The organism is Nonomuraea candida, assembly GCF_000725485.1.
In the GTDB taxonomy this organism is placed as follows: Bacteria; Actinomycetota; Actinomycetes; order Streptosporangiales; family Streptosporangiaceae; genus Nonomuraea; species Nonomuraea candida.
Map to the genome: position 1 here is coordinate 13,018 of NZ_JOAG01000010.1, position 18,360 is coordinate 31,377.

Consider the following 18,360-nt stretch of genomic DNA (forward strand, 5'->3'; position numbering starts at 1 on the left):
CCATCACATCTCTGCCAGCACGGTCCGCAAGGTCGCCGCGCCCACCGCGAGCGCCGCCGGCGGCCTGGCCAGGGCGATGCGCAGGATGCCCTCGCCCCGGGCGGGGTCGGCCCAGAAGAACTTCTGGCAGGGCAGGGCGAACACGTTGTGCTCGCTCAGCGCCGTCCAGGCGGCCAGGTTGGAGCGTGACCCGATGCCGACCCGTTCGACGCTGGCGCGCGAGTCCGGGTCGAGGAACTCGATCTCGGGCAGGTCGGCCAGCGCCGCGCGCACCAGCGCCCGGTTGCCGGCGATGAAGTCGTGCAGCTCGGCCAGGCCGCCGCCCGCGGCGTCCTCGGCGAAGCGCCGCACCATCGACATCACCAGCGGCGACACGCCGAGCAGGATGTCGGAGTAGACCTTCTCCACCGGCAGGCCGACGTTCTCCGACGAGACCAGCCAGCCGATCTTGAGCTCCAGCGTGGGCCACAGCTTGCCGGTGTCCTCGATGACGACCCAGCGGCACCCGCTCTCCTCCAGCACGGCGTAGTGGTCGTAGTGGGCGCGGGTGTCGAACCCGCGGAAACACGTGTCCAGCGCCAGGACGACGTCGTAGTTGGCGCACTGCGCCGCCAGGACGCGCAGCCGCTCCTCCGAGATCACGCGGCCGGTCGGGTTGTTGGGCGTCGTGACGAAGATGGCGCCGACCTGCGTCATCAGGTAGGGGTCGAGGTCCCCTTCGTGCAGGACCTCCTCCTCGACGGGAATGAGCCGCAGGCCCACTCCGCGCAGGATGTCGGGGATGTTGTCGAAGGTGGGATGGATCAGCCCGATGGCGTCGCTCGTGCCGGCCACCGACCTGGCGAAGATCTCCATGGCCACCGACGAGGAGTAGCAGGGCAGCACCCGCCCCTCACCTCGCGGGTAGCTGTGCTGGCCGAACAGGCCGAAGAAGGCGCTGCGGGAATCCGCCTCCACCTCGCTCACCGGCCGCTTGATGGCGTCGGCCCACAGGGAGGGCAGCTCCTCGATGATCCTCGACTGGCTGGGGGTGAGCTCCTGACGAGCGTGGCCGTCGCTCAGGTTGAGCGGACTGTTCAGGGCCAGAAACTCGTACTGGGTGAGATTCCCTATCTCGATCACCGGCGGATTCTGTATCACGGTCATAAAGCACCTCGCTCAGCAGGGGGAATAACATTGATAATAGCCCTGGGAACGACCTCCGCAAGGGGCCTGAAATAGCGACCTGCATGTTTTCCATATAATTCAAGAATGTCGATCCGCAGCGCCTGATCAGGCGAAGCTAATACCTTGCGACCTGCGGATTCTCTCGCGCACGGGCGCGCTCCGCGACAATTCCGACCGGGAGGTGGACCGATGACCGGCACAGCCAGGAGCCGAGCCCCGAAAATGACCACGATCAGCGGCTGGGACGTCCGCTGGGACATTGTCGAGGAGCCGCGGATGCGGCTTTTCTGCGCACCCCACGCCGGCGGCGGCGCGGGCGTCTACCGGGCCTGGGCGCAATTGCTGGCGCCCGAGATCGAGGTGGTCGCCATCCGGCTGCCGGGCCGCGAGATGCGCTACGGCGAGACCCCGCGCACCTCGACCGAGCAGCTCGTGCCCGAGCTGGTGCGCGGGGTCGCGCCGCTGCTGGACCGGCCGCACGCCTGGTTCGGCCACAGCATGGGGGCGCTCATCGCCTTCGAGAGCTGCCGGTGGATCCGGCGCGCGGGGCTGCCCGAGCCGGCCAGGCTGCTCGTCTCCGGCCGCTCGGCCCCCCAGCTCCCCCTCCGCGGGCGGCCGGTGCACGACGCCCCGACGCCCGAGCTGGTGCGGTGGCTGCGCGTGACCGGCGGCACCCCTCCCGAGCTGCTCGACGACCCGGCCCTGTTCGAGGCCCTGCTGCCGATGCTGCGCGCCGACATGACCGTCGCCGAGACCTACCGCTACCGCCCCGAGCCGCCGCTGTCCTGCCCGATGTCGATCTACGGCGGCAGCGACGACGAGTACGCCACCCCCGAGGAGCTGCGGCCCTGGGAGCGGCAGACCACCGGCGAGTGCCGGCTGCGCCTCTTCCAGGGCGGCCACTTCTTCATCCATGACATGAAGGAGCAGATCCTCCCCGTGCTCGGGGAGGATCTGCTGGAGCCGACTAGCCATGCCGCCGGGCCAGCCGCCCGGTGATCTGCACCAGCTCGACCGTCCCCGAGCCGGGGTCGCGCAGGAAGCGGCCGACGTAGGGCATCGAGCCGGCGTCCGAGCCCTCCGTGGTGAAGCGCAGGTCCTCGAAGCAGCGCAGCCGCCAGCGCGGTCCCGGCCCGACGGACAGGTACAACTCGCCGCCCGACGCCTCGACGGCGCAGGTCCAGGAGCCGTTGGCGTAGCGGCCCGCGCATCCGTCCTTCGCGGGCGAGCCGGCCGGCAGGGGCGTTCCCCCGCCGGTCAGCGCGCCCAGGGGGTAGTGGCCGACGTCCACGCCCGCCGCGCGCAGCTCCGCGACCACGGCCTCCCACAGGACGGCCCCGTTGCCGCCGTTGGTGGTCAGCGCGACCGCCGTCCCGGTCTCCGGCTGCACCCTCAGGTGGCACCAGGCGCCGTCGCCGGTGCCGTCGTGGCCGAACCAGGTGCCCGACGCCGTGCCGTACAGGGACCAGCCCAGGCCCCAGCCGTCCGCCAGGCCGAACGCGCCCGCGGGCAGGCCGCCGAGCTGGTCGCGGCGCATCTCCGCGGCGCTCTCCCCGTCCAGCAGGCCGGGCCCCTCGTGGCCGGGCAGGTGCAGCGCGGCGAAGGCGAGCAGGTCGGCCGCGCTGCCCGCCAGCCCCGCCACCGGCTCCTCCAGCGCCGTCACCGACTGCTCGGCGATCGGCAGCGCCGCCCCGTCCGGCCGCACGACGTGGCCGTCGGCGGCCGGCCGGGCGCCGGCCTGCTCCGCCGCCCGCCGGGCGCCGACCGCGAACAGCGGCTCGATGCCCAGCGGACGCAGCAGGAACGACTCCACGGCCGCCCGCCAGCTCATCCCGGTGACGTCCTCGACGAGGTGCGCCACCAGTAGGTATCCGGCGTTGGAGTAGGAGAAGGCGGAGCCGGGCGGGTGCACCGCCGCGGCGGACTCCTCCGCCCACCGGCGGCGGGTCAGGCCCGCCGCCGACTCCTCCACGTTGGCAGGCAGCCCGGCCGTGTGGCTGAGGAGCTGCCGCAGGGTCACCCGCCCCGCCCCGGGCCGGAGCCCGGGGAGGCAGGCCGACACCGGCTCGTCGAGCTCCAGGTCGCCGTCGGCGGCCAGCATCATCGCCAGCGTGGCGGTGAACGGCTTGGTGAGCGAGCCGAGCGGGAACGCCGTCCCGCCGGTCACCGGCCGGCCGGCGCCGGCGCTCTCCTCACCCGCCTCGGCGGTGTACGTACGCCCCTGCCACCGCAGGGCGAGCTGCGCTCCCGGGACACGGTGGCGCCGCAGCAGGGGCGCCAGCCGTGCGATCACATCGTCCACGTGCGGGCCTCACCTTTCGATCGTCGGGTCGCAGGAGCGGGCGATCGAGCGCAGCGCGGCCAGGAAGTCCCCGGCGACCCGCTCGACGGTCTCCCTGTCGTGCAGGGCCACGGAGTAGTGCCAGTCGAAGGCGAGCACGCCGCCCTGGGCCGCACCGACCACCTCCAGCGGGTGCAGCACCCGCTCGCCGGGGTCCTGCTCCTGGCCGATGGTGTCGTGGAAGGCGTGGTAGAGGGACCTGCCCGAGGTCCGGGTGATCTCGTCGATCTGGCTGTGGTAGTTGAACAGCACCTCCGGCGAGCGCCGCCCGGTCAGCTCGGTGTCCCCGAGGTGGCGCAGCGCCCCGTAGCCCAGGCCGTTGCCCGGCAGGGCGCGCAGGGCGCGGCGCACGGACCTGACCACGGCCGGCCAGGCCGGCTCGGCGGAGGCCGGCACGTCCAGCAGCACCGGGTAGGAGCTGGTGAACCAGCCGACCGTGCGGGACAGGTCGATGTCGTCGAAGATCTCCTCCCTGCCGTGGCCCTCCAGCTCGACGACGAGCCGCCGCTCGCCCGTCCACCGCCACAGGGCCCAGGCCAGGCCGCCGAGCAGCACGTCGTTGACGCGGGCGCGGAACACGCCGGGCGCCACGTGCAGCAGCGCGGCCGACTCGCGCTCGTCCAGCGAGACCCGCAGGATCCGGCGGGAGGAGACGACGTTCTCGCCGTCGCGGTCGGCCGGCAGCGGCGTGCTCTCCGGCACCGCCGCCCAGTACGCCACCTCCTCGTCGAACCCGCCGCCCGCGACGTGCTCGACCAGCCGCCGCGCCCACTGCTGGAACGACGACGTCTTCGGCCCCAGGTCCGGCGTGCCGCCCTCGGCGGCCTGCCGGTAGGCGGTGTCCAGGTCGTCGCTGAGCACCCGCCAGGACACGGCGTCCACCACCAGGTGGTGCACGGTGACGTACAGCCAGGGCCGCCGGCCGGGACCGAGGTCGAACAGCAGCGCCCGCAGCAGCGGGCCGGCGGCCAGGTCCATGGACGAGTCGGCCGCGACGGCCAGCGCGTCCATGGCGGCCCTCAGGCCCTCCTCCGGCACCGCCGACAGGTCGTGCCGGTGCAGCACCTCGGCCGGCTCCTCCGGCGCGTTGTGCTGGCTCCAGCGGCCGTCCTGCCGCGCGAAACGCATGCGCAGCGCGTCGTGCTGGCGCAGGACGGCCGCCAGCGCGGCGCGGAGCGCGGCCTCGTCGACGCCCTCCGCCAGCTCGGCCAGCACGGACTGGACGGTGTGGTGCGGGGCCACGGTGTGGGTGCTCAGGAACTCCTGCTGGATCGGGGTCAGCGGCACCTCGCCCTCGACCGCCGTCTGCGTGGCCTGGACGGGCGCGCCCGTGCCGGCGACCGCGGCCAGCTCCTCGACGGTCTGGTGGCGGAACAGGTCGCTGGAGTAGACGGGCAGCCCCGCCCGCCTGCTCTTGAAGACCACCTGGATGCTGAGGATGGAGTCGCCGCCCAGCTCGAAGAAGTTGTCCCGCACGCCGACCCGCTCGACGCCCAGCACCTCCGCCCAGATGGCCGCCATGGCCTCCTCGGCGGGGGTGCGGGGGGCGACGTAGGAGCGCGCGGCCTCGTCCTGGACGGGCTCGGGCAGCGCGCGCCGGTCCACCTTGCCGTGCGGGGTGAGCGGCAGCCGGTCGAGCACGACGAACGCCGCGGGCACCATGTACTCCGGCAGCGTGCCGCCGGCGAACCCGGCCAGCTCCTTCGGCTCGACGGCGGCGCCCGCCCCGGCCACGACGTAGCCGACCAGGCGCCGCTGCCCCGGCTGGTCCTCGCGCACGACGACCGCGGCCCTGGCGACCGCCGGGTGGCGGCCGAGCGCCTGCTCGATCTCGCCCAGCTCGATCCGGTAGCCGCGGACCTTGACCTGGTCGTCGGTCCTGCCGACGAACTCCAGGCTCCCGTCCGCCCGCCACCGCATCAGGTCGCCCGTCCGGTACATGCGCGCCCCCGGCGGGCCGAACGGATCGGCCACGAAGCGCTCGGCGGTCATCCCCGGCCGCGCCCAGTAGCCCCGGGTGACGCCGTCACCCCCGATGTACGCCTCCCCCGCCACCCCGGCGGGCACCGGGTTCAGGTCGCCGTCCAGCAGGTAGACGCGGGCGTGGGCGACCGGCCGGCCGATGGGCACGACGGCGTCGCCGGCCGCCACTTCCGCCACCGGGAAGCAGGTCGCGGTGACCGAGCACTCGGTGGGGCCGTAGGCGTTGACGATCTCCAGGCCGGGCAGCGCCTCCCTGACCCGCGCGCAGTGCGCGGGCGACAGGGCCTCGCCGCCGACGACGACCTTCCGCAGCCCGGCCAGGATGCCGGGGTCGGTGTCGGCGATGGCGTGGAAGAACCCGGCCGCGAACGACATCGCCTCGACCCGGTGCGCCCGCAGGAAGGCGTCGAGCTGGTCCACCGAGCGGAAGTCGCCCGGCTGCACCGCCAGGCAGGCGCCGGTGAGCAGCGCGTTCCACAGCTCGTTCTGCGAGGCGTCGAAGGAGATGGAGTGGTGCTGGGCGATGGTGGCCGCGCCGCCGAAGGTGTGCCGGCCGTCGGCGCGCACCAGCCGCACCAGCCCCCGGTGGGTGAGCATCGCGGCCTTGGGCCGCCCGGTCGAGCCGGAGGTGTAGACGAGCACCGCGAGGTTGCCGGGGGTGAGGGCGACCTCGGGGGCGGTGCGCGGGTGCCGGTCGAGGCCGGCGGCGCGCTCGTCCAGCCGGATGACCTCGGCCCGGACGGTGGGCAGCCGGTCGGCCAGGCCGGAGTGGGTGATCAGGACCGGGGGCGCGGTGTCGTCGAGCATGTGGGCCAGCCGGTCGCGCGGATAGAAGGGGTCGAGCGGCACGTACGCGCCGCCCGCCTTCAGCACGCCGAGCACGGCCGTCACCAGGTCGAGGCCGCCTTCGAGGCAGATCCCGACGGGCACCTCCGGGCCGACGCCGCGCCCGGCCAGCTCGTGGGCGAGCTGGTTGGCGCGGCCGTCCAGCTCCGCGTAGGTCAGCCGCTCGTCCCCGCACACCACGGCCGGCGCGCCGGGGACCCGGCGGGCCTGCTCGGCGAAGAGGTCGGGCAGGCAGCGCTCGGGGTAGCCGGTCGCGCTGTCGTTCCACTCCACCAGCAGCCGGCGCAGCTCGGCCTCCCCGGCCACGGGCAGCGCCCGCAGCGGGCGGTCCGGCTCGGCCGCCATGGCGTCGAGCAGGCCGAGCAGGTGGTCGGCGAAGCCGCGGGCGGTGCTCTCGTCGATCAGGAGGGGGTCGTAGCCCAGGCGCATGGCCAGCGTGTCGGTCATGTGGGCGACGCAGGTCAGCGCGTAGTTCGAGGTCTCCACGCTGGTCATCTCGCGGATGCGCAGCCCGCTGCGGCCCGCGGCCTCGTCGTCGTAGGGGAAGTTCTCGAACACCACGGCGCTGTCGAACAGGTTGGCGCCGGGCGGCATCTCGCTCCACTGCCTGACCTGGGCGAGCGAGACGTACTCGTACTGGCGGGCGTCCACCTGCTGCTCCTGGATGCGGCGCAGCCAGGTCAGCACGTCGAGGTCGCGGTCCACGTGGACGCGGGCCGGGAGCGTGTTGATGAACAGGCCGATCATCTCGTCGGAGCCGGCCAGGTCGGCCGGGCGGCCGGAGACGGTGGTGCCGAAGCACACGTCCCGCTCGCCGCCGTAGCGGGACAGCGCCGCCGCCCAGGCGCCCTGGATCAGGGTGTTGACGGTCAGGCGGGCGTCGCGGGCGAAGCGCTCCAGCCGCCTCGTGCGCTCGGGCGACAGCCGCAGGTCCAGACTGGCGGTGTCGCGCGACTGGTGGGCGCGGACCGGCGGCCGGTCGTACGGCAGCGGCGTCGGCGCGGTGAACCCGGCCATCGTCCTGGTCCAGTATTCGGCCGCGGCGCTCTCGTCCTGCTCCGACAGCCAGCGCAGGTAGTCGCGGTACGGGCGGCGGGCCTTGGGCGCGCTCGCCGGCCCCCCGGTGAGGCCGGCGTGCTCCGCGAACACCTCCGACAGCACGTCGGCGAAGCTCCAGCCGTCGAGCAGGATGTGGTGCGAGGACCACAGGATCCGCACGCTCGTGTCCGTCAGGCGGGCGATGTGCAGGCCCATCAGCGGCGGCACGGCCAGGTCGAGCTCCTCGCGGGAGCACTCCTCCCACAGCCGCCGGCCCCGCTCCCGCTGCTCTTCGGGGGTGAGCCCGCGCCAGTCGTGCCGGGTGACGGGCAGCAGGACGTCGCGGTGCACGACCTGGAGCGGCGCGCCCACGTCCTCGCCGGTGACGGCGGTGCGCAGGATCGGGGTGCGGTCCACCACGCGCTGGAAGGCGGCGGCGAGCGCCGTGGGGTCGGAGACGCCGTCGAGCACCAGGCCGAAGTGGGTGTAGTAGATGTCGCTCTCGTGCTTGCCGAGCGAGTGGAACAGCAGGCCGCTCTGCATGGGGGTGAGCGGGTAGACGTCCTCGACGCCGCGGCCGTCGCCGGCGATCCGGTCCACGCCCTCCTGGTCGAGGCCGGCCAGGGGGAAGTCCGAGGGGGTGCGCCCGCCCGCGCCGGGTTCGGCGCAGTGCTCGGCGATCTCGGCCAGCGCGCTCGCGAAGCGGCCGGCGAGCCGCGCGACGGTCTCCTCGTGGTGGATGCCGTCGGCGTACTCCCACTCGAAGGTGAGCCGCCCGTCCCGCACCATGCCGGTGATCTCGATGAGGTTCTGGCGCGGCAGGTCGGGCCCCCGGTCGGGCACGGGGCTGGGCAGCCAGCCGCGCACCAGGCCGTCGTCGCCGGCGCTCATGTCGAAGCGGCCGTGGTAGTTGAAGCCCACCTGGCAGCCGCGCCCGCCGCCGAGGCCGCTCCCGGAGCGGAGGTAGCGCAGCACGCCGTAGCCGAGGCCGGCGGTGGGGACGGCGCGCAGCGTCTCCTTGACGGCCTTGATGACGCTCCCCCAGTCCCGGCTGCCGGGCAGGGTCAGCGCGACGGGGTACAGGCCGGTGAACCAGCCGACGGTGTGGGAGAGGTCCACGCCGTCGAACAGGTCCTCGCGCCCGTGCCCCTCCATCTCCACCGGCACGGTGCCGCCGCCCGTCCAGTCGGCCAGGACGGTGGCCAGGGCGCTGAGGAGCACGTCGTTGACCTGGGTGCGGTAGACGCCGGGCACGTCGCGCAGCAGGGCGCGGGTGGTCTCGGCGCTCAGCCGCACCGACACGGTGCGCGCCGCGCCGACGGTGTTGGCGCCCGTGCCGTCCACGGGCAGGGGCGGCGCCTCCCGCACGCCGCGCTCGACCTCCGTCCAGTACGCCAGCTCGCCGTCGAACCGGCCTGCCCCGGCCGCCTCGGCCAGCCGGGCCGACCAGTCGCGGTAGGAGCTGGACCGGGGCTCCAGCCCGGCGCCCTCGTAGGCGGCGGCCAGGTCGCCCAGCAGGACGCGCCAGGAGACGCCGTCCATGACGAGGTGGTGCACGGTGACGAACAGCCGGGCCGCGCGGCCGGGACCGTACGTGAACAGCACGGCCCTGATCAGCGGGCCGGTGCCCGGCCGCAGCCCGCGCTGGGCCGCCAGCACGGCCGCGTGCTCGGCGCGCTCGCGGCCGGCCGCGTCCAGGTCCGACAGGTCTACCGCGCGGAACACCTCGCCCGGCTCGGCGGGCGCGTAGTGCTGGCGCCATCCGGCCCCGGTGCGCTCGGCGCGCAGGCGGAGCGCGTCGTGGTGGTCGAGCACCGCCACGAAGGCGGCGCGCAGGGCGCCGGGGTCGGCGTCCGGCGCGAGCTCCAGGAACATCGACTGGTTGAAGTGCGTCGCGCCATCGGGGAACTCCTCGTAGTACCAGTGCTGGATGGGGGTCAGGGGGACCTCGCCGGTGGCCGGCAGCGCCCTGGCGCCCGGCGTCTCCTCGACGCCGGCCACGGCGGCCAGCTCGGCGATGGTCTGGTGCCGGAAGATCTGCTTGGCGGTCAGGCTCAGCCCGGCGCGGCGGGCGCGGGAGACGACCTGGAGCCCGAGGATCGAGTCGCCGCCGAGGGCGAAGAAGTTGTCCTCGACGCCGACCTCCTCCGGCGGCGCGCCCAGGACCTCGGCCCAGACGGCCGCGAGCGTGGCCTCGACGGGCGTGCGGGGGGCGGCGACGCGGCCGGGCGCGCGCACGGCCCGCTCGGGGGCGGGCAGGGCGCGCCGGTCGAGCGTGCCGCTCGGCGTCATCGGCAGCGCCGCCAGCGTCACCAGCGCGGACGGCACGGCCGGGTCGGGCACGATGTCGGCCAGGAAGGCGCGCAGCTCGCCCAGGTCGATCGTCCGGTCGCCGGCGGGGACGACGTAGCCGACCAGCCGGTCGTGCCCGGACTCGTCCCTGCGGACGGCGGCGGCGGCCCCTGCGACGGCGGGGTGGCGCGCCATCGCGCTCTCCACCTCGCCCAGCTCCACCCGGAACCCGCGCACCTTGACCTGGTCGTCCGCCCGGCCGGCCAGCTCCAGGACGCCGTCCTCGCGCCAGCGGCCGACGTCGCCGGTCCGGTAGAGGCGGGCGGCGGGGTCGGCGGAGAAGGGGTCGGGCAGGAAGCGCTGCCCGGTCAGCTCGGGACGGTTCCAGTAGCCCTGCGCCACGCCGTCGCCGCCGATGAAGATCTCCCCGTACACGCCGGTGGGGACCGGGCGCATCCGCTCGTCCAGCACGCGCACGCTGGTGTTGATCAGCGGCCGGCCGACGGGCACGGTGGCCTGCGGCCCCATGGTCTCGACGTGCACGTCGAAGACGGTGGAGTCGACGGTGGTCTCGGTCGCGCCGTACGCGTTGGCGATGATCGTGCCGGCGGGCAGGTGGCCGAGGAGCGCGCGGCAGTCGTCGGCGGGCCACGGCTCGGACCCGACGGCGAGCACGCGCAGCGAGCCGAGCGCGCCGCCGGCGTCGGCCAGCTCCTGGGAGATGGCCTTGGCCAGCGACGGCGTGGTGACCATGATCTCCGGACGGCGCTCGCGCAGCGTGGCGACCAGCGCGGGCGGGTCGCTCATCACGTCAGGGGGGCAGATGAGCAGCTCGCCGCCGAACATGGCCGACAGCAGGAAGTCGCCGAAGAACACGTCCACCGCGACGCTGGAGACCGACAGGCAGCGCCCGCGCAGCCCGGTCAGGTCGTAGCAGGCGTCCCAGGCGCGCATGATGTGGTGCACGTTGGCGTGGCTGACCATCACGCCCTTGGGCCTGCCGGTGGAGCCGGAGGTGTAGACGACGTAGGCCAGGTCGCCGGGGGTGACGGCGGTGGCGGGGGGCCCGGTGGGCAGCGCGTCCAGGACGGCCCGGTCGCGGTCCAGGTCCACCAGCGTGGCCGGGTGGCCGGCCAGGCGGTCGCGCAGCCGGTGCTCGGTGATGACGACGGTGGCGGCGGCGTCGTCCAGCATCATGGCCAGGCGCTGGGCGGGGTGCTCGGGGTCGAGCGGGAGGAAGGCGGCGCCGGCCTTCATGACGCCCAGCATGGCGACGATCGCGTCCACGCCGCGTTCGAGGCAGATGCCGACCAGCGAGCCGGGGCCCGCGCCCAGGTCGTGCAGGTGGCGGGCGAGCCGGTCGGCGCGGCCGGCCAGGGCGGCGAACGTCAGCCGCGTGTCCCCGCAGCTCACCGCGGGCGCGTCGGGGGTGAGCGCGGCCTGCTCGTCGAAGAGCTCGTGGATCGGCCGGGCCGGGACGGGCCCGGCCGCCGGGCCGGTCCCCGCCGCGGTGAGCGCGGCCAGCTCGGCGCCGGGGATCATCTCCCGGGTGTGCAGGGGCGCGCCGGGCGCGTCGGCGATGCTGGCGAGCAGCGTGACCAGGTGCCCGCCGAGGCGTTCGACGGTGGCCCGGTCGTACAGGTCGGTGCTGTACTCCAGGTAGCACGTCAGCGAGCGGGCGTCCTCGTAGAAGTCGAAGGTGAGGTCCAGCTTGGCCACGTTGATCGGCGGCTGGATCTCCGACACCTCCAGGCCGGGCAGGCGGGGCGCGCCGTCGGCCAGGTTCTGCAGGTTGACCATGACCTGCACCAGCGGCGGGCGGCTCGGGTCCCGCTCCGGCCGCAACGTCTCGACCAGCCGCTGGAACGGCACCTCCTCGTTGGCGAACGCCTCCAGCAGCGTCGCGCGGACCTGCCGCATGAACGCGGTGAACGGCAGCGACTCGTCCACCTGCGAGCGCAGCACGACCGTGTTGATGAAGAAGCCGATCAGGTGGTCCAGGTCGGGACGGCCGCGGCCGGAGGTCACGGTGCCGATGGAGATGTCCCGCTCGCCGGCGTAGCGGCTGAGCATGAGCTTGGTGGCCGCGGCCAGCGTCATGAACAGGGTGGCGCCGTTGGCCCGGCTCAGCTCGCGCAGGCGGGCCAGCAGCGGGGCGGGCACCCGGAACTCGTGCACCGCGCCGGCCGAGCTGCGGACCGGCGGGCGGGGCCGGTCGGCCGGCAGTTCGAGCACGGGCATGCGGTCCAGCCGGCCGCGCCAGTAGGCGAGCTGGTCGTCCAGCGCCCCGGCGGCGGCGCGCTCCTGCTGCCAGGCGGCGTAGTCGGCGTACTGGACGGGGAGCGGCGGCAGCCCGGCCTGTCGCGGCGGGCACGTGCCGCCCAGCCGCGCCGTGTAGAGGGCGGCCAGCTCGGCCAGCAGGTTGCCGGTGGACCAGCCGTCGCTGACGATGTGGTGCACGCCCAGCACCAGGACGTGGTCGCCGGGGCCGAGCCGTAACAACGAGGCCCGGAACAGCGGGCCGCCGCGCAGGTCGTACGGGGTGCTCATCTCGCGCAGCAGGAACTCCTCCAGCCGCGCCTCGGCGCACTTGCCCGAGACGTCGACCAGCGGGATGGGCCGGTCGACGTGCTCGTGCACGATCTGCACGCCGCGCCCGTCCACCGCGTCGAAGGTGGTGCGCAGCGACTCGTGCCGCCGCACGATCTCGTTGACCGCGGCGGTCAGCGCCGCCGCGTCGAGGTCGCCGCGCAGCCGCAGGGCGCGCAGCGCGTTGTACTCGGGGCTGTCGGGCTCCAGCTCGGCCAGGAACCACAGCCGCTGCTGGGCGAAGGACATCGGCAGGTCGGAGGTGCGCGGCACCGGCCGGATCCGCCCGTCGTCGGCGGGCGGGCCCGACTCCCCGGCGAGCTGCCGCCGGATGAGCTCGCTCAGATGGGCCGGTACGGCCGCGAGCCGGTCTTCGAAGGACGTGGACATGTGGTGTGATCCCTTCAGATCCCGCGCGAGGAGTCGGTTCCGGTTGCCGCCGAGACGAGCTCCAGGATCTTGACCTGGATCTGCTCGGCCAGGGCCGCGATGCGCGGCTGGTCGAAGAGGTCGTTCGGCGTGATGTCCACGCCGAACGCGCCGCGCATCCGCGACACCAGCCGGACGCTGCTGATGGAGTCGCCGCCGAGGTCGAAGAAGTTGTCCTCGATGCCGACGGGGTCGATGGCGAGCACCTCGGACCAGATCCGGCACAACGCCTCTTCGGTGGGGTTGCGCGGCGGCAGGTAGCCGCTGCCGGTGTCGTCCTGGGTGCCGGGCGGGGGCAGGGCGTCGCGGTCGAGCTTGCCGTTGCGGCTCAGCGGCAGCTTCGCCATCGGCACGAACACGGACGGCACCATGTAGTCCGGCAGGAACCCGGACAGGTGGGCGCGCAGCTCGTCGGCGGTGGGTGCGGGCCGGCCGGGCGCGGGCACCACGTAGGCGATCAGGCGCTTGTTGCCGGCCTCGTCCTCCCGGACGACGACCGCGGTCTCGGCCAGGCCGCTGTGGCCGATCAGCACGTTCTCGATCTCGCGCAGCTCCACCCGGAAGCCGCGGATCTTCACCTGGTCGTCCACCCGGCCGGCGAACTCCAGCGTGCCGTCGGCGTTCCAGCGGACCAGGTCGCCCGAGCGGTAGAGGCGCGCTCCCGGCGGGCCGAACGGGTCGGGGACGAAGCGCTCGGCGGTCAGGTCGGGGCGGCCGACGTAGCCGCGGGCCACGGCGTCGCCGCCGATGTAGAGCTCGCCGGTGACGCCGACCGGGGCCGGGGAGAGCCGCTCGTCCAGGACGTAGACGCGGTCGTTGGGGATGGGGCCGCCGATCGGCACGTTGTCGTAGTCGGCGTCGGGGTCCACGGGGAAGAGGGTGACGGCGATGGCGCCCTCGCTCGGCCCGTAGTTGTTGACCAGCTTCCTGCCGCGTGACCAGATCCTGGCCATCTCGGTGCTCAGCACCTCCCCGCCGACCCGGATGAACTCCAGGTTGGGCAGCGCGGCGGCGTCCAGGGCGGGCAGGACGGTGGGCGGCATGGTCACCGCGGTCACCTCCTTGGTGCGCAGCTCCTCGATGAGCTGCGCGCCGCCGTAGCCGGAGGCGGCGACGGGGGCGACGAGGGTGGCGCCCACCGCCAGCGTGCTGAACACGTCCAGGGAGGCGGCGTCGAAGCTCATCGGGCAGAGCTGGAAGACCCGGCTCTCGTGGGTGAGCCACAGGTCGCACACCGCCTCGACGGTGTTGACGAGCGAGCGGTGCTCGACCATGACGCCCTTGGGCCGGCCGGTCGAGCCGGAGGTGTAGACGACGTAGACGAGGTCGCGCGGCCCGCCGGTGGTCTCGGGGACCCGGTCGGGGCAGGCGGCGACGAGCGGCCAGTCGGCGTCCATGCGCACGAGGCGGACCTGGTCCGGGTCGAACGCCCCCGCCAGCTCCTCGCGGGTCAGCACGACGGCGGGGCCCGACTCCTCCACCATGACGCGCAGCCGCTCCGGCGGGTAGTCGGGGTCCATCGGCACGTACGCGCCGCCCGCCTTGAGCACGCCGAGGATGCCGACGATGAGGTCGGGCCCGCGCTCGACGGCGATGCCGACGCGGACGTCGGCCCCGACGCCGAAGCCGGTCAGGTACTGGGCCAGCCGGTTGGCCCGGCTCTCCAGCTCGGCGTAGGACAGCCGGACGTCGCCCCGCTCCACGGCGACGGCCTCGGGCCAGTCGCGGGCCCGCTCGCTGATCAGCTCGTGGATGCGGCGCTCGATCGAGTAGCCGGCCGGGGTGCCGCTCCACTCCTTGACCAGCATCCGGTGCTCGGCGCCGGTGAGCATGGACAGCTCGCCGATGGTCCGCCCGGGGTCGTCGGCGATGGACTCCAGCAGGGTGAGCAGGTGCCGCAGGACCCGCTCGACGGTGGCGGCGTCGAACAGCGCGGGGTCGTACAGCAGCCGCATCGACAGCTCCCGGCCGGGGAAGACGCTGAGGCCGATCGGGTAGTTGGTGCTGAAGCCGACCTCCATGCGGGTCAGTTCGAGGCCGGGCGGCGTCATGTCGGGGTCGAAGGGATAGTTCTGGAAGACCAGGACGCTGTCGAACAGGCTGACCCCGGCGGGCACGCCGCTCCACGCCTGCATCCTGGGCAGCGGCACCCAGTCGAACTCCCGGGCGGCGGCCTGCTCGTGCTGCGTCTCGCGCAGCCAGGGCAGCAGGTCGCGGCCGTTGTCGACGCCCAGGCGGACGGGCAGCGTGTTGATGAGCATGCCGGTGACGGCGTCCACGCCGGGCAGGTCGGCGGGGCGGGTGGAGACGGTGGTGCCGAAGCAGACGTCCCGCTCGCCGCTGTAGCGCGACAGCAGGATCGCCCAGGCGCCCTGCACGAGGGTGTTCATGGTCAGCTTGGTGCGCTGCGCGCAGGCGGCCAGCGCGGCGGCCAGCTCTCCGGGCACCCGCGCCTCGACGGCGCCGGTCGCGCGGGGGCGGTAGCCCTCGCCCGGCTGCCGGTCGAAGGCGAGCTTCGTCTGGGTGTCGAAGCCGGCCAGCCGGCCCTGCCAGTAGTCCTTGGCGGCCGGCTCGTCGCGCCCGGCCAGCCAGTCCACGTAGCCGCGGAAGCCGGGGCGCGGCGCGGGCGGGGGCACGTCGCCGCCGAGGTCCGCGGCGTAGTCGGCGAAGACGTCGGCGAGCAGGCCGGAGGCGCTCCAGCCGTCGATCAGGAGGTGGTGGACGGACCAGACGACCTGGACGGCGCTGCCGGTGAGCCGGGCGATGGCGAGCCTGCTCAGCGGAGCCCGGGCGAAGTCGACGCCCGCGGCCTTGTCCTCGTCGAGGAGGCGGCGCAGCCGCGCGTCCCGCCCGGCCTCCGGCAGGCCCCGCCAGTCCAGCAGGACGGTGGGGAGCGTGGCGCGCTCGTGCACGACCTGGACGGGGGTGTCGACGTCCTCCCAGATCACGGTGGTGCGCAGGACCGGGTTGCGGTCCACGGCCCGCTGGAAGGCGCGGGCCAGCGCCGCCGGGTCGGTCACGCCCTCCAGCACCAGGTCGAACTGGATGAGGTGCAGGCCGGAGTCGCGGGCCATGAGCGCGTCGAACAGCATGCCGCTCTGCATCGCGGTCAGCGGGTAGACGTCCTCGACGCCGGGCGGGTTCGGGGCGCCCCGCCGCACCCGCTGCTCATCGGTCCCGGCGGCTTCCGGGACAGCGGCTTCCGGGACAGCGGCTTCCGGGGCAGGGGCCTCAGAAGCGGCCGCCGCGTCGGCCGCGGCGGCCAGCTCGGCGACCGTCGGGCTGACGAACACGTCCTTGGCCGTCAGGCGCAGGCCCCGCCCGCGCGCCCGGGAGATCACCTTCATGGTGAGGATGGAGTCCCCGCCCAGGGCGAAGAAGTCGTCGGTCACGCCGACGGGCTCGACCCCGAGCACGTCGGACCAGATCCCGGCCAGGACCCGCTCGGTCCCGGTACGCGGCGCCACCGCCTGGCTCTCGGCCACGGCGCCGGGGTCGGGAAGGGCCTTCCTGTCGATCTTGCCGTTGGCGTTGATCGGCAGCTCGTCCATGACGACGAACCGCGACGGCACCATGTACGCCGGCAGCCGCTCGCCCAGCGACCGGCGCAGCCCCTCCTCCCCGACGCCCGCGGCGGCCAGGTAGGCGACCAGGGCGCGGGTGCCGTGCGACTCGTGCACGATGACCACCGCGTCCGAGACGCCGGGGCAGCGGCGCAGCGCCGTCTCGATCTCGCCCAGCTCGACCCGGAAGCCGCGGATCTTGATCTGGTTGTCCACGCGGCCGAGGAACTCGATCTCGCCCTCGGCGTTCCAGCGGACGGTGTCCCCGGTGCGGTAGAGCCGCCCGCCGGAGCCGAACGGGTCGGCCACGAACCGGCCGGCGGTGAGCTCGGGACGGCCGTGGTAGCCCCGGGCCAGGCCGGTGCCCCCGAGGTACAGCTCACCGGGTGCGCCGAGGGGCACCGGGCGCAGCCGGTCGTCCAGCACGTACGCCCGCGTGTTGTCCGTCGGCGGCCCCACCGGCGCGATGCCCGACCGGACGTGCTCCATGGTCAGGTCCTGGGTGCTGGACAGGGTGGTGACCTCGGTGGGGCCGTAGCCGTTGACCACGACCGTGCCGGGGCAGTGGCGCAGCACCCGTTCGACGGCGGGCAGCACCGGGGCCTCGCCGACCGTCCACGCCTCGCGCAGCCCGGCGAAGCACTCGGGCGACTCCTCGGCGAACAGGCGGAACAGGGCGGCGGTGAGCATCACGGCGGTCACGCCGTGCTCGGTGGTGAGCCGGGCCAGCTCGCCGGGGGTCAGCTCGGGGGGCGCGACCACGACCTGGCCGCCGGCCAGCAGCGGCGCCCACACCTCGTACGTGGCGGCGTCGAAGGCGTGCGGCGACAGGAACAGGAAGCGCCGGTGCGAGGCGGAGCGGGCCCGGCGGTCCCAGACCAGGCTGACGATGCCGCGGTGGGTGATCGCCACCCCCTTGGGCGTGCCGGTGGAGCCGGAGGTGTACATGACGTACGCGAGCTGCTCGGGGTGGACGCGCACCTCGGGGGCGGGCTCGACCGGCTCGGCGGCGGGGTCGTCCACGACGATCAGGGGGACGCCGACCCGCTCGGCCTTGGCGCGCATCGCCCGGTCGGTGAGGAGCACGGTCGCGCCGGTGTCGCCGAGCACCCAGCGGATGCGGTCCTCCGGGTAGCTGTCGTGCAGGGGCGCGTAGGCGCCGCCGGCCTTGAGCACGGCGAGCATGGAGACGATGGCGTGCGGGGCGCGGCTCTGCATGATGCCGACCCGGGACTCGGCGCCGACGCCCGCGGCGAGCAGGCGGGCGGCCAGCCGGGCGGCCCGGTCGTCCAGCTCGCCGTAGGTGAGGGTGAGGCCGTCGGAGATCACGGCGGGCTCGCCGGGGGTGAGCCGGGCCCGCTCGGCGATCAGGCCGGGCACGGTCGCGTCGGCGGGGAAGTCGTGCGCGGTGTCGTTCCACTCCTCGACCACCCGGCGGCGCTCGGCCCCGGTCAGCGGGGGCAGCTCCGCGAGCGGCAGCGACGGGTCCGCGGCCACCGCGGCCAGGCTGCCGGCCAGGTTGCCCGCGAGCCGCTCGACGGTCCCGGCGTGGAACAGCTCGGCGTTGTAGGCGATCGTCACCTCAAGGGAGCCGGCGCCCTCGGTGAAGGCCACCGCCAGGTCCACCTCGTCCTCGGGCGTCGCGCCCTGGACGACCATCACCCGCGACTCGATCGGGACGTTCTCTCCGGCGCACGCGGCGAGCACGGTCCTGCGCACCTCGGGCAGGAACTCCTCGAACGGCTGCGCGCCCCGCACCTGCGAGCGCAGGACCAGGCTGTTGGCGGGATTGCCCGCGCACCTGGTGCCGACCGCGATGTCCTGCTGGCCGGAATAGCGGGCGAACAGCGCCTGGCAGGCGGCCACCACAATCATGAAGAGCGAGGCGTGGTGCCGGGCGGCGAGCTTGCGCAGATCTTCGGCGAGTTCTTCCGAAAGCGAGAATCGGTGGGCCTCGGGGGAATGCGTACGCCGTGCGGACCGGTAACGATCGGTCGGCAATCGCAGCGGGACCAGATCCTCATATTCCCGTATGGACATGTTCGACCTCCGCCATCGACGAAAACTCCGGAATTTTCCTTACTTCCGGTAATGTCAGCTTCGTCGTAAATG

The 18,360-nt window shown here is 74.2% G+C and carries 5 protein-coding genes; 1 reads left to right on the forward strand and 4 read right to left on the reverse strand.

Going from position 1 to position 18,360, the window contains the following annotated elements; all coding sequences use genetic code 11:
- Positions 1–3 precede the first annotated feature (3 nt).
- A complete protein-coding gene (gene mppP, locus IO39_RS09880; RefSeq protein ID WP_211266965.1) occupies positions 4–1,122 on the reverse strand; it encodes an enduracididine biosynthesis enzyme MppP in 1,119 nt (372 codons plus the stop codon).
- A gap of 267 nt (positions 1,123–1,389) precedes the next feature.
- On the opposite strand from mppP, the gene IO39_RS09885 reads away from it, so the two are divergent.
- Positions 1,390–2,166: a thioesterase II family protein gene (locus IO39_RS09885; RefSeq protein ID WP_043619514.1), complete on the forward strand. Its 777-nt coding sequence runs from the start codon at positions 1,390–1,392 to the stop codon at positions 2,164–2,166.
- On the opposite strand, the gene IO39_RS09890 is transcribed toward IO39_RS09885, so the two are convergent.
- The 3 genes from IO39_RS09890 to IO39_RS09900 are packed head-to-tail and all read right to left on the reverse strand — an operon-like array spanning position 2,135 to position 18,288.
- Positions 2,135–3,469: a serine hydrolase domain-containing protein gene (locus IO39_RS09890; RefSeq protein ID WP_043619516.1), complete on the reverse strand. Its 1,335-nt coding sequence runs from the start codon at positions 3,467–3,469 to the stop codon at positions 2,135–2,137. The genes IO39_RS09885 and IO39_RS09890 overlap by 32 nt on opposite strands.
- A 9-nt stretch (positions 3,470–3,478) precedes the next feature.
- Positions 3,479–12,646: a non-ribosomal peptide synthetase gene (locus IO39_RS09895; RefSeq protein WP_052422677.1), complete on the reverse strand. Its 9,168-nt coding sequence runs from the start codon at positions 12,644–12,646 to the stop codon at positions 3,479–3,481.
- 14 nt (positions 12,647–12,660) lie between these two features.
- Positions 12,661–18,288, reverse strand: a complete 5,628-nt coding sequence (locus IO39_RS09900; RefSeq protein WP_084772612.1) for a non-ribosomal peptide synthetase — start codon at positions 18,286–18,288, stop codon at positions 12,661–12,663.
- Positions 18,289–18,360 lie beyond the last annotated feature (72 nt).

Excerpts from the sequence above, each read along its gene's own strand:
- IO39_RS09900 (WP_084772612.1), bottom strand. The coding sequence starts at position 18,288 with ATGTCCATACGGGAATATGAGGATCTGGTCCCGCTGCGATTGCCGACC.
- IO39_RS09885 (WP_043619514.1), top strand. The coding sequence starts at position 1,390 with ATGACCACGATCAGCGGCTGGGACGTCCGCTGGGACATTGTCGAGGAG.
- IO39_RS09895 (WP_052422677.1), bottom strand. The coding sequence starts at position 12,646 with ATGTCCACGTCCTTCGAAGACCGGCTCGCGGCCGTACCGGCCCATCTG.